The 21,728-nt window shown below is 44.5% G+C and carries 23 protein-coding genes and 1 pseudogene; 18 read left to right on the forward strand and 6 right to left on the reverse strand.

Annotation, left to right across the window (positions count from 1 at the left end; all coding sequences use genetic code 11):
• Window position 1: 1 nt before the first annotated feature.
• The 4 genes from rsmG (at window position 2) to CXL14_RS03455 (ending at window position 3,598) form a co-directional block, all read left to right on the forward strand.
• Window positions 2-721 (forward strand): 16S rRNA (guanine(527)-N(7))-methyltransferase RsmG, encoded by a 720-nt coding sequence (gene rsmG / locus CXL14_RS03440; RefSeq protein WP_007409901.1) that lies wholly within the window; start codon window positions 2-4, stop codon window positions 719-721.
• Window positions 722-842: 121 nt separating this feature from the next.
• Window positions 843-1,694 carry a nucleoid occlusion protein gene (noc, locus tag CXL14_RS03445; protein WP_007615083.1) on the forward strand — a complete coding sequence of 284 codons (852 nt, stop codon included), beginning with the start codon at window positions 843-845 and terminating at the stop codon, window positions 1,692-1,694.
• A 298-nt stretch (window positions 1,695-1,992) separates the two neighbouring features.
• Window positions 1,993-2,754, forward strand: coding sequence for a sporulation initiation inhibitor protein Soj (soj, locus tag CXL14_RS03450; protein ID WP_007409899.1), 762 nt, complete (start codon window positions 1,993-1,995; stop codon window positions 2,752-2,754).
• Complete coding sequence (locus tag CXL14_RS03455) at window positions 2,747-3,598, forward strand: ParB/RepB/Spo0J family partition protein (RefSeq protein ID WP_014419388.1); 852 nt, start codon at window positions 2,747-2,749, stop codon at window positions 3,596-3,598. Before soj ends, CXL14_RS03455 begins: the two co-directional genes overlap by 8 nt.
• A 30-nt stretch (window positions 3,599-3,628) precedes the next feature.
• Here CXL14_RS03455 and yyaC read toward each other — a convergent pair whose 3' ends face one another.
• Window positions 3,629-4,243 carry a spore protease YyaC gene (gene yyaC, locus CXL14_RS03460; RefSeq protein WP_004392969.1) on the reverse strand — a complete coding sequence of 205 codons (615 nt, stop codon included), beginning with the start codon at window positions 4,241-4,243 and terminating at the stop codon, window positions 3,629-3,631.
• Window positions 4,244-4,507: 264 nt separating this feature from the next.
• Window positions 4,508-4,759 carry a GNAT family N-acetyltransferase gene (locus tag CXL14_RS20340; protein ID WP_014419387.1) on the reverse strand — a complete coding sequence of 84 codons (252 nt, stop codon included), beginning with the start codon at window positions 4,757-4,759 and terminating at the stop codon, window positions 4,508-4,510.
• 250 nt (window positions 4,760-5,009) lie between these two features.
• Here CXL14_RS20340 and CXL14_RS03470 point away from each other — a divergent pair, with 250 nt between their 5' ends.
• The 12 genes and pseudogenes from CXL14_RS03470 (at window position 5,010) to CXL14_RS03525 (ending at window position 14,174) form a co-directional block, all read left to right on the forward strand.
• A complete protein-coding gene (locus CXL14_RS03470; RefSeq protein ID WP_094296139.1) occupies window positions 5,010-6,035 on the forward strand; it encodes a YkvI family membrane protein in 1,026 nt (341 codons plus the stop codon).
• Window positions 6,036-6,120: 85 nt separating this feature from the next.
• Complete coding sequence (locus CXL14_RS03475) at window positions 6,121-6,327, forward strand: DUF951 domain-containing protein (RefSeq protein WP_004392973.1); 207 nt, start codon at window positions 6,121-6,123, stop codon at window positions 6,325-6,327.
• A 46-nt stretch (window positions 6,328-6,373) separates the two neighbouring features.
• Window positions 6,374-8,377: a molybdopterin-dependent oxidoreductase gene (locus CXL14_RS03480; protein ID WP_014419385.1), complete on the forward strand. Its 2,004-nt coding sequence runs from the start codon at window positions 6,374-6,376 to the stop codon at window positions 8,375-8,377.
• Window positions 8,378-8,503: 126 nt separating this feature from the next.
• Complete coding sequence (ychF, locus tag CXL14_RS03485) at window positions 8,504-9,604, forward strand: redox-regulated ATPase YchF (RefSeq protein ID WP_004392975.1); 1,101 nt, start codon at window positions 8,504-8,506, stop codon at window positions 9,602-9,604.
• A gap of 111 nt (window positions 9,605-9,715) precedes the next feature.
• On the forward strand, window positions 9,716-10,003 hold the full coding sequence (gene rpsF, locus CXL14_RS03490; RefSeq protein ID WP_004392977.1) for a 30S ribosomal protein S6: 288 nt from the start codon (window positions 9,716-9,718) through the stop codon (window positions 10,001-10,003).
• Window positions 10,004-10,042: 39 nt separating this feature from the next.
• Window positions 10,043-10,561, forward strand: a complete 519-nt coding sequence (gene ssbA, locus CXL14_RS03495; RefSeq protein WP_004392979.1) for a single-stranded DNA-binding protein SsbA — start codon at window positions 10,043-10,045, stop codon at window positions 10,559-10,561.
• 43 nt (window positions 10,562-10,604) lie between these two features.
• On the forward strand, window positions 10,605-10,844 hold the full coding sequence (gene rpsR, locus CXL14_RS03500) for a 30S ribosomal protein S18 (protein ID WP_004392983.1): 240 nt from the start codon (window positions 10,605-10,607) through the stop codon (window positions 10,842-10,844).
• A gap of 194 nt (window positions 10,845-11,038) precedes the next feature.
• Complete coding sequence (locus tag CXL14_RS03505; RefSeq protein ID WP_101287662.1) at window positions 11,039-11,620, forward strand: bifunctional transcriptional activator/DNA repair enzyme AdaA; 582 nt, start codon at window positions 11,039-11,041, stop codon at window positions 11,618-11,620.
• Complete coding sequence (locus tag CXL14_RS03510) at window positions 11,617-12,174, forward strand: methylated-DNA--[protein]-cysteine S-methyltransferase (protein WP_101287663.1); 558 nt, start codon at window positions 11,617-11,619, stop codon at window positions 12,172-12,174. Before CXL14_RS03505 ends, CXL14_RS03510 begins: the two co-directional genes overlap by 4 nt.
• A pseudogene (locus CXL14_RS20615) lies at window positions 12,171-12,737 on the forward strand (endonuclease/exonuclease/phosphatase family protein). Before CXL14_RS03510 ends, CXL14_RS20615 begins: the two are co-directional and overlap by 4 nt.
• A 62-nt stretch (window positions 12,738-12,799) precedes the next feature.
• The gene (locus CXL14_RS03520) at window positions 12,800-13,738 is read left to right on the forward strand and encodes a LacI family DNA-binding transcriptional regulator (RefSeq protein WP_021494593.1); all 939 of its coding nucleotides are present in this window, start codon (window positions 12,800-12,802) and stop codon (window positions 13,736-13,738) included.
• Window positions 13,739-13,793: 55 nt separating this feature from the next.
• Window positions 13,794-14,174, forward strand: coding sequence for a VOC family protein (locus tag CXL14_RS03525; protein ID WP_094296144.1), 381 nt, complete (start codon window positions 13,794-13,796; stop codon window positions 14,172-14,174).
• A 31-nt stretch (window positions 14,175-14,205) separates the two neighbouring features.
• Here CXL14_RS03525 and CXL14_RS03530 read toward each other — a convergent pair whose 3' ends face one another.
• Window positions 14,206-15,537 (reverse strand): MFS transporter, encoded by a 1,332-nt coding sequence (locus CXL14_RS03530; protein ID WP_101287665.1) that lies wholly within the window; start codon window positions 15,535-15,537, stop codon window positions 14,206-14,208.
• Window positions 15,538-15,751: 214 nt separating this feature from the next.
• Between CXL14_RS03530 and CXL14_RS03535 the strand changes: the two genes are divergently transcribed.
• Window positions 15,752-16,648: a CPBP family intramembrane glutamic endopeptidase gene (locus tag CXL14_RS03535; protein ID WP_017418443.1), complete on the forward strand. Its 897-nt coding sequence runs from the start codon at window positions 15,752-15,754 to the stop codon at window positions 16,646-16,648.
• Here CXL14_RS03535 and CXL14_RS03540 read toward each other — a convergent pair.
• Complete coding sequence (locus CXL14_RS03540) at window positions 16,645-18,714, reverse strand: thioredoxin domain-containing protein (RefSeq protein ID WP_101287667.1); 2,070 nt, start codon at window positions 18,712-18,714, stop codon at window positions 16,645-16,647. The genes CXL14_RS03535 and CXL14_RS03540 overlap by 4 nt on opposite strands.
• Window positions 18,715-18,981: 267 nt before the next feature.
• Here CXL14_RS03540 and CXL14_RS03545 point away from each other — a divergent pair, with 267 nt between their 5' ends.
• Entirely contained in the window at window positions 18,982-19,458 is a 477-nt protein-coding gene (locus tag CXL14_RS03545) for a DUF4944 domain-containing protein (RefSeq protein ID WP_021494598.1), read from the forward strand.
• A 212-nt stretch (window positions 19,459-19,670) separates the two neighbouring features.
• Here CXL14_RS03545 and CXL14_RS03550 read toward each other — a convergent pair whose 3' ends face one another.
• Together CXL14_RS03550 and CXL14_RS03555 are read right to left on the reverse strand one after the other, a co-directional pair.
• A complete protein-coding gene (locus tag CXL14_RS03550; protein WP_022554054.1) occupies window positions 19,671-20,648 on the reverse strand; it encodes an HD domain-containing protein in 978 nt (325 codons plus the stop codon).
• A 137-nt stretch (window positions 20,649-20,785) separates the two neighbouring features.
• On the reverse strand, window positions 20,786-21,667 hold the full coding sequence (locus tag CXL14_RS03555; protein WP_061890931.1) for a DMT family transporter: 882 nt from the start codon (window positions 21,665-21,667) through the stop codon (window positions 20,786-20,788).
• Window positions 21,668-21,728 lie beyond the last annotated feature (61 nt).

Here is a 21,728-nt window from a genome sequence, read left to right on the forward strand (position 1 = left end):
CATGAATATAGAGGAATTTACATCCAGTTTAGCGGAGAAAGGGATTTCCCTTTCTGACCGCCAGCTGGAGCAATTCGAGTTGTATTACCGGATGCTCGTGGAATGGAACGAAAAAATGAATCTGACATCCATCACTGAGAAAAAGGAAGTTTATCTCAAGCATTTTTATGATTCGATAACGGCGGCATTTTATATTGATTTTGAAAAGGTCACCACTCTTTGTGATGTCGGCGCCGGCGCCGGTTTTCCAAGCCTGCCCATCAAAATCTGCTTCCCGCATCTGCATGTCACCATCGTCGATTCACTGAATAAGCGGATTACGTTTTTGGAAACTCTCTCTGATGCTTTACAATTAGAGCATACGACATTTGTCCATGACAGAGCGGAGACATTCGGACAGCGGAAAGACGTACGGGAAAGCTTCGATCTCGTGACGGCCCGTGCGGTGGCGCGTCTGTCGGTCCTGAGTGAGCTTTGTCTGCCGCTGGCCAAGAAAAACGGCGTATTTGCCGCACTGAAAGCAGCAGCCGCTGATGAAGAGCTGAAAGCGGGGCAAAAGGCGATTAAAGTATTGGGAGGAGAGCTTGAACAAGTTCATTCCTTTACACTTCCTGTTGAAGAAAGTGAACGGAACATTATGATCATTCGCAAGACGAAAAGCACTCCGAAAAAATATCCGAGAAAACCGGGTACTCCAAATAAATCGCCAATTGAAGGGTAATTTAGACAGCCTGATGTGACAATTCCATCATATTTTCTGCAAAATTGATGAAGATACAGCAGGAAAAACCATGAGAAAATAGAATTATAAAAATGGCAGTTTTTAAAGGTGGTGTAGGTACATGAAGCATTCATTCTCTCGTTTCTTCGGGTTTGGTGAGAAGGAAGAGGAACCGGAGATAGCTGAGCATGATACAAACAAAGAAGAGATACTCGAAATACCGGTACATGCTATCGTTCCCAACCGTTTTCAGCCACGCACCATTTTCTCAGATGAAAAAATCAAAGAGTTAGCAATGACTATCCATACACACGGCATCATTCAGCCGATTGTTGTCAGACATACAGAAGATGAAGGACAATATGAGCTCATTGCGGGTGAAAGGCGCTGGAGAGCGGTACAGACGCTTGAATGGGAGAAGATTCCCGCAATTATTAAAGATTTTTCTGATACGGAAACAGCATCTGTCGCTTTGATTGAAAACCTGCAAAGGGAAGAATTGTCCTCCATTGAGGAAGCTCATGCGTACGCAAGGCTGTTAGAACTTCATGATTTAACACAGGAAGCCTTGGCGCAGCGCTTAGGAAAAGGCCAGTCAACGATTGCGAACAAGCTCCGATTGTTAAAGCTCCCGGAACCGGTCCAGGATGCGATTATGGAGAAAAAAATTACGGAACGTCATGCAAGAGCACTGATTCCGCTCAAACAGCCGGAGCTTCAGGTCACATTGCTTGCGGAAATCATTGAGAAAAGCTTAAACGTCAAGCAGACGGAAGACAGAGTGGTGAAAATGCTTGAACAGAATAAGCAGAAACCAAAGCCGAGACGCAAAGCGTTCAGCAGGGATACAAGAATTGCGATGAATACGATTCGTCAGTCACTGTCCATGGTAGAAGACAGCGGCGTCAGACTGAATACTGAAGAAGAAGAATTCGAAGAGTACATCCAGCTTACCATTCGGATACCTAAATAAAAACTCTCCTGATGAGCAGGGGAGTTTTTATTTTAATCAAAAAACTATTTTGAGATAATGATAGATTTATTGTGCACTATACATTGTATATGTAAAATTTTATCTTTTTGTGTCGTGAATTGTCTTTTTACAGTCAAAAAAGTCACTTTATCGGAGAACTTATATTAGAAAGTGTCTTTTTCGTTTACATTTTTTTCACTTGCTGATAAACAAATTATGAAAAAAATAAAACGCTTTACTCTTTTTTTGATAAGATAGAAACAAGACAGTACATGTTCATGTGAAGGTAGGTGACATCGTGGGAAAAATCATAGCAATTACGAACCAAAAAGGCGGAGTCGGGAAGACGACGACTTCTGTTAATCTGGGGGCTTGCTTGGCTTACATAGGTAAAAGGGTTCTTCTTGTTGATATTGATCCGCAGGGCAATGCAACGAGCGGATTAGGGATTGAAAAAGCCGATGTGGATCATTGTGTGTACGACATTTTAGTAGATGATGCAGATGTTACAGATATTATTAAACCGACTTCAGTAGAGAACTTAGATGTCATTCCGGCCACGATCCAGCTTGCGGGAGCGGAAATCGAATTGGTTCCGACGATCTCACGGGAGGTCAGGCTGAAAAGAGCATTAGAATCAGTGAAACAAAATTACGATTACATGATTATTGATTGTCCTCCGTCTCTCGGGTTATTAACGATTAATGCGCTTACCGCTTCAGATTCAGTCGTTATCCCGGTTCAGTGCGAATACTACGCTCTTGAAGGATTGAGTCAATTATTAAATACAGTTCGGCTTGTGCAAAAACATTTAAATACCGACTTAATGATAGAAGGAGTGCTTCTGACGATGCTTGATGCCAGAACGAATCTCGGCATTCAAGTGATAGAGGAGGTAAAGAAATACTTTAGAGATAAAGTGTATCAAACCATTATCCCTCGCAATGTCCGTTTAAGTGAGGCGCCGAGTCACGGCAAGCCGATCATATTATACGATCCGCGTTCGAGAGGTGCGGAAGTATATTTAGATTTAGCAAAGGAAGTGGCAGCGAATGGCTAAAGGCGGGCTCGGAAAAGGGATTAACGCGTTGTTTAATCAGGTTGATTTGTCTGAAGAGACAGTGGAAGAGATTAAAATCAGTGATTTGCGCCCCAATCCTTATCAGCCAAGAAAACAATTTGACGATGAGTCATTAGATGAACTGAAGGAATCCATCATTCAGCATGGCATTCTTCAGCCCATTATCGTGAGAAAATCATTAAAGGGCTATGATATTGTAGCCGGCGAACGCCGTTACCGCGCCGCAAAACTTGCCGGTAAAGAGACAGTGCCGGCTATCGTGCGGGATTTATCTGAATCACTGATGCGGGAAATCGCTCTTTTGGAAAACCTTCAGCGTGAAGACTTATCACCGCTTGAAGAAGCTCTGGCATATGACTCACTGCTGAAGCATTTGGATTTAACCCAGGAACAGCTCGCTAAACGGCTCGGGAAAAGCAGGCCTCATATTGCCAACCATTTAAGACTGCTGACGCTGCCGGAAAGCATCCAGAACCTCATTGCAGAAGGTACGTTATCCATGGGACACGGCAGAACCTTGCTTGGTTTGAAAAATAAAAACAAGCTTGAACCGCTTGTGAAGAAAGTGGTTGAAGAACAGCTGAACGTCCGTCAGCTTGAGCAGCTGATTCAGCAGTTAAACAACAATGTTCCACGTGAAACAAAGAAAAAAGAACCTGTTCAAGATGTTGTGTTAAAAGAGCGGGAATCGTATTTGCAAAATTACTTCGGAACAACAGTAAATATTAAGAGACAAAAGAAAAAAGGGAAGATTGAGATTGAGTTTTTCTCAAATGAAGATCTTGAACGTATCCTAGAACTATTGTCTGAAAGAGAAGCGTAAAAACCATCTTTTTAAAAAAAGATGGTTTTTTTATATACGTCTTGTCAGCTTATGAAACGGACTGAGCCGTTCCTGCCGGCCTTCTGATTTATCTGTCAGCTGTAACCCCTCTGCTAAAACATTTGCCATGCTCATAACAAGATGAAGCCTCGTATTCTGCAGGACAAAATACTCCATAAACCCGCTGACATTGACGATTCCGTTGATATGGACGTCACCGATTTCGGGAAGATCTTTTTGAACACCTGCTCCGGGCTTCAGCGGCCCATCGCCGATTTGAAATGAGCCTACGCTTTTGACGCGGCCTAAACAAGCATCAACCGCTATAATAAACGGATTTTTATGTAGATGTTGAATATCTTTCAGCTTGTCTTTCATATTGACGGCGTGAACAGGATCTGACAGCGTGCCGTAAACGTGCAATCTGCCTAAATTCATTTTTTCTAACTTTGTTCCTACGAGCGGACCTAATGAATCTCCGGTCGACCGATCTGTACCGATACACACGGTGACTAACGGTCTGCCGGCTGCTTTACGTAAAGATGAAGTAAGGATCGCTTGTATTTGATTCGCAGCAGAAGAATCCGTATGAGATACATATTGTTTTGCCCGTTCTTGAGAAAAAAGCCCGCCTTTTCGATTCATAAGGTTCACTTCCTTGTCATGTCATACGAGTATTACATTGTTGTTTTTGGTGATGTAGGTTGTTTACAGTATATCCAGCGCTGCCTTTTTTTATGCTTATGTCATGATCAGCATGCCGGTTGTTTGAAAAGAGCGGGATAGAAAAAAGAACTCAGAGCAGTTATTCTTTAAGTTCATGAAAGAAATAAGACCATTTGATCTACATTACATATTGCTGATGATCTAATTTCAGCGCTCTTTTTTCTGTAGAAAAGAGGGTAAATCCTAACTGAGCGTAGAGTTTTTTTGCGGGTTCATTTGTTGAGTAACAGAGAGAGGGAGCTGTTCTGTGTCTTTCATCTTTTTTGCTGCCTGGCTGATGGCTTCCGTCAGTAACGCTTTTCCCGCGCCTGACCTTCGATGTTTGGGGGAAATATACATAGAACCGATAACCGCAATGTGTCTTAGGTTAAACAGCGAATGCTTGGAGATCTTGAGGATTCCTATCAGTCTGTCTTTTTCAAAGGCGCCAAGCACGATGGCATTACCGGATTCAAGCCTCGCGTCCGGGTGATCTTTTAAGCTTTGAGCCTGATATCGGTGTAAGGCTTGGTATCATTTGCGGTTAAACGCCTGATGTACACGATTTGAGCTCCTTATATAAATAAAATTTTCTGAATAGTCAATCGTCGTTATCATACCATATTTGTCCCATTTGTATGAATGATTGCCGCTGTCACTCAATATAGTAGCAATATGCGGAGATTATCAGAAATTTTATGAGGTGATGAGGGTGTGGAGAGCCGGGATGAAGTGGATGCTGCTCATATTAAGCAGCCAGATTGGGGCTGGGTATGCAAGCGGGCAGGAAATATGGCAGTTTTTCGGTGTCGAAAGCGGACTGGCTATTGTATTGTTTACAGTCATGTTTACGATTTCGGCTTATATTGTGTTGAAGATCAGCTATCGGGTTCAATCAACGCACTTTTTACCTGTGCTTGAGCATCTGATGGGGCCGGCTCTTGCTAAAGTCTATGATGTGCTTATTATGTTTTATTTGTTTTCAATGACGATGGTTATGATTGCCGGCGGCGGTGTGACGCTGCAAATGTACAAGCTGCCGTTTTGGATCGGTATTTTTCTTCTTTGCATTGTGACCGTCGGTTTATTCTTTTGGGATATAAAAGGAATATTATCTCTGAATAGTATTTTGATACCGATTCTTGTAGCGGGGCTGTTATATGCATTGGTCTTTTTTCAGACAACCCATCATTACACGTGGACGATAGATTTGACCCGCCAGTATAATTGGCCGGCAAGCATTACCTTCACGTCCTTAAACATCCTTTCTGTTGTCGCTGTTCTTTCTTCAATCGGGAAAGATATGAAAGGACTGGGAGAAGCGAAAATCGCAAGCGTTGCAAGCGGGCTGATTTTCGGTGTGATTTCATTTGTTTACAATGAAACACTTGTGCAGCTTTCAGGCAGTCTTACACAATATGAGATGCCTCTTTTCGCCGTCCTTGAAGGCGCTCCTTATCCGTTATTTCTTTGTATGGCCGCCGTGCTTTTTTTAGCCATCTATACGACAACCGTGACCGGTCTGTTCGGGCTTTCCAGCCGCATGCTTGCATTTGTGAAATTGCCGAGATGGACGCTCGTATCTCTTCTTTTAGCTGTGATGGTGCCTTTTACGACAATCGGTTTTTCAGATTTGATCGCCATTTTATATCCCATTTACGGGCTTTTAAGTCTTTATTTGCTGGTATGTCTTCTTCTTTACCCTATTTTAGGGAGATGGAAAAAAGTATAATGCTCATTTTGAGTGCGGCCGTTGCTCTTATCCTGTCTTTTTTTGTACAATAAATAAAGCAGTCTATGGAGAGAGGTGAAGGGTCTTGGCGGATAAAGACTTTGGCCTGAATGATATTGTTGAAATGAAGAAACCGCATCCTTGCGGTGAAAACAGGTGGAAAATCATTCGGATGGGAATGGATATTCGGATCAAATGCACGGGTTGTTCCCACAGTGTCATGATTCCGAGAAGAGATTTTGAGAGAAAGCTGAAAAAAGTACTCGTCAAGCATGAGGAGCCTACATCATAAGGGCTGGCGCTCATGCTTTTTCATATAGAGGAGAGGAAGAGGCCCGATGAGCAAAGTGCATCAGTCAGCGTGCCCGCTGAATTGCTGGGACAGCTGCGGCTTTTTGGTGACAGTTGAGGATGGAAAGGTGACGAAAGTAGACGGAGACCCGAATCATCCCATTACGGAAGGAAAAATTTGCGGCCGGGGCAGAATGCTGGAGACGAAAACGAATGCGCCGGAACGGCTTCGTTTTCCTTTAAAAAAGAAAGACGGCGAATTTGTCCGCATTTCCTGGGAGCAGGCGTTAGATGAAATCGCGGAAAAAATGGCGGTGATTAAGGAGACGTTGGGCACTGCCGCAGTGCTGCACAGTCATGATTACGCCAATAACGGTCTTTTGAAGGCGCTCGACCAGCGTTTTTTCAATGGATACGGCGGTGCAACGGAGATTGCGGGCAGCATTTGCTGGGGTTCCGGCATTGAAGCGCAGCGCTGGGATTTCGGGCGTTCTTACGGGCATGGACCGCTTGATATTTATCACAGCAAGCATGTGATCGTATGGGGCAGAAACGTGTCCCGGACGAATATGCACCTCTATCATCATCTGCAGCAGGTGAAGAAAAAAGGAGCGACACTGACGGTCATTGATCCTATTTTTAACCCGACTGCAAAGCTTGCCGATCGGTATATATCCGTCAAACCCGGCATGGATGGCTGGCTTGCGGCGGGTGTTTTAAAAATATTATGCCAAACCGGCAGAACCGATTCCGATTTCATTCAAAGGCATTCGGTCGGTTTTGAAGAAATAGAAAAGCTTCTGAAGACGATTTCTTTTGAGGAGATCATTGAGAAAACAGAAACGTCTTTAGAAGTGCTTGAATATCTTGCTGATTTATATGCTGACGGTCCCGCCTCCACTTTTATGGGTCTTGGGATGCAGAGATATAAAAACGGGGGCGGGACGATACGGTGGATTGACGCTTTAGCTGCGGCGAGCGGAAATGTCGGTATCAAAGGCGGCGGCGCAAACTTCGGAAATGTGCAAGTCGGTGAAAGCTTTGCAAAGGCCGAGCTCACCCGTCCTGATCTGAAGAAAAGTTCGAGAACGTTTTCGATGATGACTCAAGCTGAAGAGGCGCTGAATGCAGCCGATCCGCCGATTGAGATGATCATCGTGACGTGCGGCAATCCGCTGACACAGGTGCCGAATACAAAAAAAGTGAAGGAAGCGTTTGAAAAAACACCGGTCACAGTGGCCATTGATTCGGTCATGACCGATACGGCGAAGCTCTGTGACTATGTGCTGCCGACGGCCGTTGTTTTCGAAGAGGAAGATATTTATTATTCCAGCATGTATCATCACTATGTTCAATATGGCAAGAAGCTTGCGGAACCGCAGGGAGAGGCAAAATCAGACCGCTGGATCTGGACGGAACTCGCAAAGCGTCTCGGATTCGGGGAGCTGTTTGATTACAGTACGGAAGATTTCTTAAAAATGGGGCTCTCTTCTTTGGAGAAAGAAGGAATCACCCTTGAGCAATTAAAGGAAAAAGGACATATGCCGCTTCCGGTCAAAAAGGTTCCGTGGAGTGATTTTCAATTTTTAACCCCGAGCGGAAAATTTGAATTCGTCTCGTCACTGGCAGAAGAGAAAGGATACAGCGGCCTCCCTCAATTGGAGGTGCCGGAGGAGTCTGTTTATCATGACGCCGGGCTTGCCGGGAAATACCCGTATACGCTGCTGTCCATTCACCCGCAGCGCTCCAATCATTCACAGCACGTGCCGTTTATTGAAAAGCTTCAGCAGATTCAGGTGGATCTGTCGCCGGATATCGCCGAGGAGCTTTCACTTCAAGACGGAGATACGGCAGAGGTATACAATGACCGCGGCAGTCTGCGCGGCAGGGTGAAAATCATGAAGCAGGCTCACCCGAAGACGGTGAATATAGATGAAGGCATGTGGGCGGCATTCGGAGGCTCCGTCAACATGCTCACAAAGGATTCAAATTCCGATAATGGAATGGGAAGTACGCTTTTTGACTGTCTGGTAGCGGTTAAAAAAGGATAATCTAAGGAGAGAGAGGGCGGGAAATGCTTTTTTCTCAGCTTGTCTTTTCCTATGAACCTCCTTATAATTGCTCTAGGTTTACAATACGTTTATACGATGATGGTTTGATATAGAGGAGATGAAAGAATGGCTTTAACTGCTGGAATTGTCGGTTTGCCGAATGTCGGAAAATCGACGTTATTTAATGCAATTACCCAGGCTGGTGCCGAATCAGCCAACTACCCGTTCTGTACAATTGATCCGAACGTGGGAATCGTGGAAGTGCCGGATGAACGTCTGCAAAAGCTGACTGAATTGGTGAACCCGAAAAAAACGGTGCCGACAGCGTTTGAATTCACTGATATCGCGGGGATCGTAAAAGGCGCATCTAAAGGTGAAGGACTCGGAAATAAGTTTCTTTCTCATATCCGTCAGGTAGATGCGATCTGTCACGTTGTACGGGCATTCGCTGATGACAATATTACGCACGTGTCAGGGAAAGTCGATCCGATTGACGATATTGAAACGATCAACCTTGAATTGATTCTTGCCGACATGGAGACAGTCGAAAAACGCATCACGCGTGTAAGCAAGCTTGCGAAGCAAAAAGACAAAGAAGCGGTTTTTGAATTTGACATTCTGTCTAAATTAAAAGAAGCTTTCGAACAAGAAAAGCCTGCCCGTTCCGTTGAATTTACGGAAGAACAGCAAAAGCTTGTGAAGCAGCTTCATTTGCTTACGTCAAAACCCGTGCTTTATGTGGCAAATGTAAGCGAGGATGAAGTGGCTGATCCTTCAGATAATGAATATGTTGCGAAAATCCGGGAGTACGCCGCGGGTGAAAACGCCGAAGTTATCGTCGTCTGTGCGAAAATCGAGTCTGAAATTGCTGAATTGGAAGGCGAAGAAAAGCAAATGTTCCTTGAGGAGCTCGGCATCGAAGAGTCAGGTCTTGATCAGCTGATTAAAGCGTCATACTCTCTTCTCGGCCTTGCGACATACTTTACGGCGGGCGAACAGGAAGTGCGCGCATGGACATTCAGAAAAGGCATGAAAGCTCCTGAGTGTGCGGGTATCATCCACACTGACTTTGAACGCGGCTTTATCCGCGCTGAAACGGTTGCTTATGAAGACCTTTTGGCAGGCGGCGGAATGTCCGGAGCGAAAGAAGCCGGAAAAGTGCGTCTGGAAGGTAAAGAATATGTAGTCCAAGACGGAGATGTCATTCATTTCCGATTTAATGTATAGGACACAGTTGTAAAGGGACAAGAGCTTTGGTATAATATAAACTTGTGAGTAATAGAATTATTGCTCCTTGCCCATTATAGGGCCGCTTAGACCAAAAGGAGGTGCAAACAGATGAAAAAGTACGAAGTTATGTACATTATCCGTCCGAACATTGACGAAGAGTCAAAGAAGGCAGTTATCGAGCGTTTCAACAACGTATTGACTTCTAACGGAGCGGAGATCACTGGAACAAAAGATTGGGGTAAACGTCGTCTTGCTTACGAAATCAATGATTTCCGTGACGGTTTCTACCAAATCTTAAACGTTCAGTCTGAAGCTGCAGCGGTTGCTGAATTCGACCGTTTAGCTAAGATCAGTGACGATATCATTCGCCACATCGTTGTTAAAGAAGAAGAATAAGCAATTTGAAATATATAATGTTAAAAGGTGGTCTTTCATATGCTTAACCGAGTTGTATTAGTCGGAAGACTGACAAAAGACCCAGAGCTTCGTTATACGCCAAGCGGTGCGGCTGTCGCCACGTTTACTCTTGCTGTGAATCGTACATTCACGAACCAGTCCGGAGAACGTGAAGCCGATTTCATTAATTGTGTCACTTGGAGAAGACAAGCCGAAAACGTTGCAAACTTTCTTAAAAAAGGAAGCCTTGCCGGCGTAGACGGCCGACTCCAGACAAGAAATTATGAAAATCAGCAGGGACAGCGTGTCTTCGTGACAGAAGTCCAAGCTGAAAGTGTTCAATTTCTTGAGCCTAAAAACAGCGGCGGTTCTGGATCAGGCGGATACAACGAAGGAAACAGCGGCGGAGGCCAATACTTTGGCGGAGGCCAAAATGATAATCCGTTCGGCGGAAATCAGAACAACCAGAGACGAAATCAAGGGAACAGCTTTAATGATGATCCATTTGCCAACGACGGCAAGCCGATTGACATCTCGGATGATGATCTTCCGTTCTAATAGATTATCGCTATATTCATAACGAGAAAGGTGGGAAATGACAATGGCAGGAGGACGCAGAGGCGGTCGTGCGAAACGCCGTAAGGTTTGTTACTTCACTTCTAACGGCATTACGCACATCGATTACAAAGATGTAGATCTTCTTAGAAAGTTTGTTTCTGAGCGTGGTAAAATCTTACCTCGCCGTGTAACTGGAACAAACGCGAAATACCAACGTAAATTGACTATCGCGATCAAACGCGCACGTCAAATGGCTTTACTTCCATACGTAACTGGCGAGTAAGCCGAAAGAAAAGAGCAAGAGCCTGCGGGCTCCTGCTCTTTTTTTATATCAGTCCCCCTCCATCCTGCCGAAATGTTTCACATGAAACATGGAAGTGCTCCTGACACCTATATCTTTGTTATCTTGCTCCTCTATTCAAAAACGCGTACTTATGCAATGAATTTGTTTATACTGAAAAACAGGGGGTGGCTGAGATGGAGACAGACAGAAATATCCTGACTGATGAAAAGTGGAGCGCAATCATACACAATGATGCTTCTTATGACGGGGCATTTTATTATGCAGTAAAAACGACGGGGATTTTCTGCCGGCCTTCTTGTAAATCGAGAGTTCCGAATAAAGAAAACGTGTTGGTGTTTGATACGGCTGATGCAGCGCTCGATAAACATTTTCGTCCCTGTAAAAGGTGCCGGCCGAACGGTCTTCGTCTTCCTGATGAAGAATGGATTGCTCAAATCATTGAATACATTGAACGCCATTATCACGAATCCCTGACTCTGAGTGTACTGGCCGAAATGTGTCACGGCAGCCCCTATCATTTACAGCGGACATTTAAAAAAATCAGGGGAATGTCCCCGATTGCGTATATACAGAAAATAAGATTGTCGAAGGCGGAACACCTTTTAAAGCATACTGATATGACAGTCATGGAGATCGCTCTGACTGTCGGAATTCCAAACACAGCGCATTTCGCGATTCTTTTTAAAAAGAGAACCGGGAGTTCGCCCACAGAATACAGAAAAACGGCCAAAATGGGACAGGGAGGTTCAATATGAGTAAAGAGCCTATGATCTATTGGACACTCTTCACACGGAATGATTGGAGCCTGTATACAGCCGCCACATCTAAGGGGCTTTGCTTTATAGGTTCAAATCATGGAAGCTTTGAAGAGCTTGAGCAGTGGGCAAAAAAAGCAATACCGCAATACCGATTGGCACGTAATGATGAAAAGCTGGCATCTTACACGGCAGAGCTGTCCGAGTACATTGAAAATGGCAGATCAGCTTTTTCAGTGCCGGTGGATCTTTACGGCACAGAATTTCAGCTTGCTGTATGGAAAGCGCTTATGGACATACCGTACGGCGAGACATACTCCTATTCGGATATAGCAGAAATGATTCAGAAACCGGCAGCCGTAAGAGCCGTGGGCGCCGCAATTGGAAGAAATCCGGTATTGATTACGGTTCCGTGCCATCGCGTCATCGGAAAAAATGGGAAACTGACCGGATTCAGAGGCGGTTTAGAAATGAAAAAGCAGCTGCTGGCATTAGAGGGCGGAAACATTGAAACACTGGAATACCGGCTGAGCCGGACAGGAGGGAACACATGAAACTGATTTCTTGGAATGTAAACGGCTTGCGTGCCGTGATGAAAAAGATAGATATCAATACTTACGTTCAGGAAACGGCAGCGGATATTCTATGTCTGCAAGAAACAAAAGTACAGGACGGACAAGTATCATTACAGCCTGAAGGATATCACGCCTATTGGAACTATGCGGTGAAAAAAGGCTACTCAGGCACGGCTGTTTTTTCGAAAGAAAAGCCGCTGCACGTGTTCTATGGATATAAATAGCGGAATGAATCGGTAAATCCGGCGTTCAGCAGGGCGCTGAACGCTTCCCGCTCCTGATCCGAGAAACCGGCGTTCTTCCGGTTGGCTTTCGGATTTTTTAAGTCTATCTCCCTGTGTGCGACATTCAGATCGCCTGATCGGGAAGGCGCCTATTCCTGGTGGTCTTACAGGACGAACGCACGTGAGAAAAACATCGGCTGGCGGCTTGATTACGTCATTGTTTCAGACAGACTGAAGCCGCGGATCAGCGAAGCGGCCATTTGTGCCGATATCATGGGTTCTGACCATTGCCCTGTTGAAATGACAGTGGATTTATGATGAGATAGCAGTAAGAGAAATCCACTCTTGCTGCTTTTTTATCACTGAAAATGGAGGAGCACATGGCAAATATAAAAGAGATTGCGAAACTGGCGAATGTGTCGGTGGCCACCGTATCACGCGTGTTAAACCGACACCCGTACGTATCTGAGGAGAAAAGGCGTCTTGTGAATCAAGTGATGAAGGAGCTGGATTATACCCCTAATCGAACCGCCATTGATCTGATTCGCGGAAAGACCAATACAATCGGCGTGATTTTGCCGTACAGCGACCATCCCTGCTTTGACAAAATTGTAAACGGTATCACGAAGGAAGCGTTTGCCCATGATTACGTGACAACCCTTCTCCCCACCAACTATGACCCCGCTATAGAGTTGACATATTTCGAACTGCTGAAAATGAAAAAGATTGACGGACTGATTGTCACGTCCCGTGCGAATGAATGGGAAACCGCCGTACCTTACCTGGAATACGGTCCCATTGTCGCTTGTGAATATACACAGCATCAAGAGATTCCCTGCGCTTATAATGACAGGCAGGCAGCATACAGAGAAAGCTTTTTGTATTTGAAGAACCGCGGGCATCAAGACGTTGCTTTTACATGTGTGCGGGAAGCGGAAAAAAGCCCGAGTACGGCCGACAAGGTAACCGCATATAAGGCGGTTTTCGGCTCTCTTGATGAAACCCGCATTCTGGTCGGATGCCATGATATGGACGACGGAAAGCGGGCGGGTGAGCACTTCCGGGGTTTCGACAAGGCGCCGACGGCCATCTATGCGCACAGTGATGACGTGGCTGCCGGCTTGTACCAGTTTGCGAAAGAACAGAAATGGGACGCGGAGATCATCGGCGAGGGAAATCTGAGCGTCAGCCGGGCATTGAATATTCCATCTCTGGAACTTCATTTGGAACGGGTCGGAAAGGAAGCATTTTTATTGTTTTTTCACGAAGAAACGGCTAAAAAACAAATTATGCATCAATTTCAGCGGAAAAAGTCTTGAGCTGAAATGGGTTTCATGCTTTATAACTAGATTGAGAAAAAAAGGAGGCGGACATATGCGAATTGAACATGCAGCGATATGGGTGAAAGATTTAGAACGGATGAAAGAGTTTTATGAGACATACTTCGGCGCCAAGGCCAATGACCTTTATCATAATGAGAAAAAAGATTTCAAATCGTATTTTCTGACATTTGACTCCGGAAGCAGGCTGGAACTTATGAAAAAAGGCGGCATTGATGAAGCTCCGTCACAGAATATGACCGGATGGGCGCATCTCGCATTTTCTACAGGCAGCAAGGAGCGGGTGAATGAATTGACGGAGACGTTTAAAAACGACGGATTTCAGGTTGTAAGCGGCCCGCGCGTAACGGGTGACGGATATTATGAGAGTGTGATAGAGGATTGGGAAGGCAATTTGATAGAAATCACAGTGTAACAGTGCGGGGGAACCCGCACTGTTTTTTTGATTAAATTTGCTGAGCATTTGTTTTCGGGCCGAAGAGGATTAACAAAACGGAACATAGAAGCCAGCAGCCACCGATGAACAAAAAGACGCTGATGTAGCCGAGCTTAACGGCAATAAATCCGACGAGCAGGGAGCCGAATATGTTGGAAAAACGGCCGAGCCCGTACGCCAGCCCGCTCCCGGCCGAGCGATATTCCGTAGGATACGGCTCCGAAGTATAGGCGTATAAGTTTGAGGTGAAGATCCGTTCCGTGACGTTAACGACAAATCCAAACACAATAATCATGACGGGAATAAACGTCATGCCGTATAACAGTCCGGCAATGGCAGTCAGAAAAGCGCTTGCGGCCAGAATCCATTTCCTTTGGAACGTCTCGGATATCATGGAACCGAGCAATGCGCCAAGCGGCGCGCCGACAGAGTGAAGCACATTGTACCACAGCGTTTTTTCCATGGTGATGCCGTTGCTTTTCAGCAGGCTGGGCACCCATGAAGCAAAGCCGTAAAAGCCAAAGGTTTCAAGAATCCATACCGCTGACAGGATGATGGTGATCTTTAAATTCCTGCCCTGAAACAGCCCTAAGTAGCCTGCGTGCTTCACTGTATGTACTTCAGCCGCCTCTTTTGGCGCGGGAAGCGGGCCTTTTTCTTTCTCTATACGTGCTTCAAGACGGTTCATAATGGTGTTTGCCTGATTATATGCGCCCCGATTTTCGTGCCAGCGCGGCGATTCCTCAAGCCGGCGGATAAAAAAGAAATAAATGAGACCGGCCGCCCCCCATACGAATACGAGCCGCCACCCCCATGAGCCTAAAGGAATGACAAAAGCGGAAACAACGTTTGTGACGGGAACGCCGATCAGTCCGATCATGGCGCAAAGGGAGATGTATTTTCCCCGTACGGAGGATGGAAAAAATTCCGCCAAATAGCTGTTCGTCACAATCATGGCGGCCGCGACGCCGAGCCCGGTCAAGAAGCGGAAAATCATTAAGGACGGAATGTCCCATGCCAGCGCATTCAGAAAAGATGAGATCGAAAAGACAAGGACAAAACAATTCAGCGCTTTTTTCCTGCCGATCCGATCGGACAGCCTTCCGCCGATGGACGCGCCTAAAAACATGCCCAGGAAGGATGCGGCCGTAATGTCGGCAATGGTGGACAGCTTCACGCCCCAATGCTCAATCAGCGCCGGAGCCACGTTGCTGAGCGTAAACAGATCAGCGAGATCGAAAAAATAGATGATTCCGAGAGCGGTTAATACTTGATAGTGCACACGCGAAATGGGGAGACGGTCTAATCGGTTCGCTACATTTGAGAATGTCTGATGTTTCATAAAAAACCCCCTGACTTTGCAATTGTAATCAGAAAATACTGTAAATTTATCTGACGAATACATTATAAAGGTCTTTTTTTGGCAAAAACAGAGTGTAAATAACCAGAGCCAAAGGAAACGGCATAGCGCTTTCTTCTTAAAATATATAACATTTCCTATATCTGTTTCTGTTTATATTGTAAAATGTTGAAGGAAAGGAAGTTGATGCATAAATATGAATACGTTTGTACGGCCCGCAGAGGGAAGAAATAGTGTATCGAGATATCTTCTTTCTCTGTTGGTCATTGTGGGTTTGTTCTTTTTTGGAAGCATACTGACCGTGTTTTATATGTTTCTCACGTCCGCTTTCAACCCTTCACTGACGATAAATTGGGATGAGGCGGCATTAAGTGACCCGCTGGCGGATATTTATTTACAGCATATCGTCTATTTCATAGCGATTCCGGGCATTTGGATAGCGGTTCGTTTCATTATGAAGCGGCGGTTTTTATCCATCATCACACCGAATCAGTCGCTGAACTGGAAGAGAATTTTCTTTGGATTCGGCACATATGTTGTGTTGATGTTTGTCGCGGGGCTGATTGATTTTACAATTCATCCGGATCGTTTCATGCTTCAGGAATTCCATGCTTCACGTTTTCTGCTGCTGTTAGCGGCGGCCGTCTTGTTGGTGCCGATTCAAACCTCTGCGGAGGAATTTCTCTTTCGCGGTTTTCTGCTTCAGTTCGCCGGAAAATTGACGGCAAACGCGGTGGTTCTGACAGTCATTATCGGCGGATTATTCGGCGCACTTCATTTCGGAAATCCGGAGATGGAAAATGGAGCTCTCTGGGCGGGAATCGGATATGTCACCATTGGCATGATCTGGACCTTTATCACGATTAAAACGGGCAGTCTGGAGATGTCCCTTGGCGGTCACGCTGCCAATAATATGTTTTTATTTATCTTTCTCACAGAGGATCATTCGGTGTATGGCGGCATTCCGTCGATATTTACAACAGCAGCCGGCGGCTATGAAATATATGATTGCATATCGACTCTGGTGATCAATATCATCTTTGCATGGCTCGCGTTCCGTTTTGTGAAAAAAGAAAAGCAGCAGGCCGCCTAGGCTCTGCTGCTGATTTGTAAGGTGTTCATCGCTTCATCAATATCCGTCGTCGGTCTCCGGCAGGCGAAATTTTCACAAATGTAGACAGTTGTCTTCCCATCGATCATTTGATAACCCGCGGCAAAGTCAGAAATGCCGGCAAGCTCTTCCGGATGTTCTGCGGCGAGAATCGTATAGGCGGGAGTGAAATGCTCCTGAAGCGCCTCAATGAAACGTTTTCTGTCCGGGTCATCTTTCCTTCCGAAAACAACGATTTCTTTTTGGGGCATTGTGTGTGCCAGTACGCTTTGCATGAAGAAAGCGTTGCTGCTCGGATAGGCCTCTATTTCCCGTTTGAACACGGAAAACATCGCTTCGGCTTTTTCAATCAGTGATATGTCACCCGTCAGGCGGCCGAGACGAAGCAGCTGTACGGCAGCCGCGCTGTTTCCGGAAGGCACTGCCCCGTCATAAACCTCTTTTTCCCTGACAAGAAGGGTTTCGGCATCATTCCCCGTAAAGAAGAAGCCTCCGTGCCGTTCATCCCAGAACAGCTCCAGCATGCTTGTACATAACGTTTTCGCTTTCTGCAGATAAGACGGATGAAAACCCGCTTCATACAGTTCAAGGTAAGCCCAGATGAGAAAAGCGTAATCATCGATAAACCCTTTGTTTTTCACTTCGCCCTCGCGATAGCGGACCATGACGCGCCCGTCCGGCATGAGGTGCCGTTCGAGAAAGCGGATCGCTGTTTCCGCCATGCTGAGAAAGTCAGGCTCGTGAAATACCTTTGCGGCCTTTGCCAGCCCGGCAATCATGAGCGCGTTCCATGAGGTCAGCACTTTGTCATCTGTATGCGGATAGCTTCTGTTTTCACGCGCCTCCAGCAATTTTGTTCTTGCCTCTTCAAGGCGTTCGGCCAGCTCATTTCCGGTGAGGCCGGTCTCTTCGAGGATGGCCTCACGCCGCGTGAAAATGAGGTGCGGGATGTTTTCGCCTTCAAAATTGCCTTGATCTGTGATGTTATACACCTTGCAGTAAAGCGGGCCGAGTTCATCACCGAGAAGATTCATGATTTCTTTTTTGGACCATATGTAATATTTCCCCTCACGGCCTTCAGTATCGGCGTCTAAAGCTGAGAAAAAGCTGCCGTCTTCATGCATCATTTCCCGCTGAATAAACGTTACGATCTGCATCGCAATCTGTTTGTAGCGCTCATTGCCCGTGACTTGGTAGGCTTCTGTATATGCGGTCAGGAGAAGGGCGTTGTCATACAGCATTTTCTCAAAATGCGGCACGAGCCATTCATTATCAGTCGAGTAGCGGGCGAATCCGAACCCGATGTGGTCAAAAATCCCGCCGTTCGCCATGCCGTCGAGTGTCTTGGTTACGCCGGCCAAAGCCTGTTCCTTGCCCGTATAGCTGTAGTAGCGAAGCAGAAACATGAGCATATGCGGCATCGGAAATTTCGGAGCCTGGCCGAACCCGCCGTACACCGTATCAAACCCGCCGGCCAGCTGGCGATACGTGTCATGAACCGCCTGTTCGCCAAGCATGCCCTCAGCCGGGTGAACCTTGACTTCAAGATGAGCGGCGGCGTTTTCGGCGATATCCTCGACATGCTGCCGGTCATTCGCAAACGTTTCGGACAGATGTTCAAGCACATCGATAAAGCCCGGACGGTTATATTTGCTCGTCTTCGGAAAATACGTCCCCACATAAAACGGCTTTTGATCTGGTGTGACGAACACGTTCAGCGGCCACCCGCCCTGCCCCGTCATCAGCTGGCAGATTCTCATATACACGGAATCCACATCAGGCCGCTCTTCACGATCAACCTTGATGGCTATGAATTGATCGTTTAATATACCGGCGATCTCTTCGTCCTCAAAGGACTCGTGAGCCATTACGTGGCACCAATGACAAGTCGAATAGCCGATGCTGACAAGAACCGGCTTGTTTTCGCGTTTCGCTTTTTCAAAGGCTTCTTCTCCCCAAGGGTGCCAGTTTACGGGGTTGTGGGCGTGTTGGAGCAGATAGGGGGACTTCTCCGTGATTAGACTGTTGGGTTTACTATTGTTTGGCATGGGCTCACCTGCTTTCTCTTATTATTTGTACGTTTAACATACCACAATCCTCTAAAAAAATTCATACACTCAACTTTGTGAACCACACCCAAGTCATTAAAAAGGAGAACGGCTTATGACTCTATTTTCAGGGTTAAACTTCATCCGCCTTATTGCTTTTTAGATAATAAGCTAATTTGGTATAATCACTAGTGAAACCTTTTTTTGCCACATCATTCTTTTGGGTTAAATTTAATTTTTTCCTATAAAAATATAGGAGTGGAGTATGTGAAAAAAAGAAAGATAATGAAAATAATCATTCCGATTGTAATTTTATTGGGGGTATTTGTTGTTTTATATTCAATATACGATCAACAAGATCTTTATAAAGGGACAAGTAATGACAATGAGTGGAAGGTTTCCATCGAAAAGTCAGATAAAACATCAATTGGGCCAAACTATTTTTTAAACTTATACTGGCAAGGTAGCAAAAATAAAGAGAAAAAAATCACTATCAAACAAATTGAATTGATGGTCGACGGAAAAGTTTATCAAGAGAATGGTCCTTACTCTCTATCTGAATATAATGGTGAAAGCTTAAAAGAGGGTGGAGAAAGACCTGACCACATTTCAACCTTTGATTATATGCCCGAGGAGGATATTAAGGGTCATAAATTAGAGGTCAGAGTAACATGGAATGAATCCAAAGAAAAGATAACAGTCATTAAATTAGAAGAGAAAAAGTTTTTAAACTTGGGTTTCTAAAAAATAATTAAAAAGGCAGCCGAAACTGGTTGCCTTTATTGGTTATTCTAAGAGTTATGCCGCCAGTGACACGTCGAAATAGCAATGCTGATAAGAGCCGGCTTGTTTTCGTGTTTTACTTTTTCATTAACGATCGACTGTTCCCTACGTCTGCCTAATGATTGCTTTGTCAAACTGTATTGGTTTTTTATCAAGCAGGCATAAGAGGTAAATCAGTTTAAAATTATTTTTACATACATCCCTTCCTCAGCTTTTTTCTTAGCGTTTTCGTTCATCTTTTTAATTTCATTTGATAATGCAGAAGAAGGGATAAGTTTGTCATCATAGAATACAGACGGATCAATAAGCCTCATTTTATTCCTACGATGCAAATGATAATCAGCCTTATCTTCTTTAACAATGACTTTTCGATGTAAGCGACTAATAAGATTTTTAACATCTATATCCCCGGAAGAACGCAAGATGTTCATTACTTCTTCATCTGTTCCAAGCAGTGTGTTTATGTTAATGATTTGTTTATCCAAAGCGGTTTTTAAAGTCTTAGCCAAATAATCATAACCGTAAATATTAAGAGGATTCATAAAGAAATCAATAACCTCTTTATAATAGGTTCTTACAAACCATTCAGCAGTTTTTATATCTTTTAAGTATATTTTTCCTTCTTTAATGATTAGATGATCTAAGAAATGATCAACTTCCTCCATTAGGATGTTTCCGTATCGATACATATCTCTTAAGGTATAATCTATCCGGTCAGCGCATAACTCAGGAGATGGCTGTTCGAGCAAATTCCAATTAGAGTTGTCTAATAGAATGTCTTTGTAATTAAATCCATACTTACCAAGAATATGCGGGATCTCTGAATCAGTTATGATTTGATGATAAATGTTTTCGTGATAATCCTCATTTTTATTTTCAAACACAAAATCAATAACGTGTGAAAATGCGGTATGAGATACATCGTGAAGTAAACCTGCGATTTGTTCTTCTAAAGAACCGCCAAGCTTTTTTATGAGGAGCATTACGCCTATGGAATGTTCATACCTCGTGACATTCCACTTTTGATTCACAAAATAACTTGCTCCTCCTTGGTAAACCCCTTTTAGTCTTTGTACTGGATGACTGAAAATAAGCTCTTCAAGAATTCCATCTATTTCATCATCGCCATAAATACTATCTGTTATCTTCATTTCCTTACACCCCTTTGATGCGCTAATTGCAGAAACTGAAAGTCAAGCAGGCAAAGAAGTTGTAAACTATCGCATCATGGATTTTCTTCTTTTTAATATTGATATACTTAACATATCACAATTCTGAAAAATTCATTTCATTTGAGCCTAATTTTATTTGCTTTCAGATAAGTGAAACACACCCCGGCGACTGTAACCATCCCGCCTGTCAGTGCAATAAACGCAGGTACTTCACCTAACCACACCCAAGAAATGGCCAAGGCTACGGCTGGTGTTAAATAAAGTGAAATGGCTGCTTCTGAAACACCGACGAGTGAAGTTACATATGCAAGTGCAAAGTAAGGCACAACCGTTGGTAATAAACCTAAGTAAACGATAGACAATGTTGAGTTCATTGAAGCGTTCAAAAACTCTTCCCCTAAGCCAGGCAGAAATACAAGCATAGGCATTGTCCCGCCCCAAATAGTGAATGTAACGAATGGAATAAATCCATATTTTTTTATATAGCGGGCTTGAAAAACGAAATAAATACTCTCCGAAAAAGCTGCCAGCAGGATTAACAAAATGCCGTTCACTGAATGTGTATAGTTTCCTGCCCCAAATGTAATGATCAACACACCTAATAAACTTATGATAGAGCCAATCCATTTATAAAGCCCAAACTGTTCACCAAAAAACAGACGAGATAACATTGCAGAAAAAATAGGTGTCATGGTCACGAGTAAGCTTGCTACCCCTGCGCTGACTGTTTTTTCTCCGATATTCAGCAAAATGTGATATAGTGCAAAACCTAAAAATCCTAAAGATAAAATAGCAGGGATATCCTTCATGTCAGGTAAACGCATATGAGTCAAAACAGCAAAAACCAGCAGTGCCATTGACCCAATCAACAAGCGAAACAAAGCGAGGTGTTCCGGTGTGTAACTCTCCAAACCCGCGCGAATTCCCGGGAAAGCGGATGCCCACAACCCAATCATCAGACTGTAAGATATACCGATTCGAACTGTTTTCTTTCGCATCTTTCTCACTCCTCTTTACAAAAACCAACCAGTTATTTAATGTGTTTCTATATTAATAAAG

It is taken from the genome of Bacillus sp. SJ-10, assembly GCF_002843505.1.
In the GTDB taxonomy this organism is placed as follows: Bacteria; Bacillota; Bacilli; order Bacillales; family Bacillaceae; genus Bacillus; species Bacillus velezensis.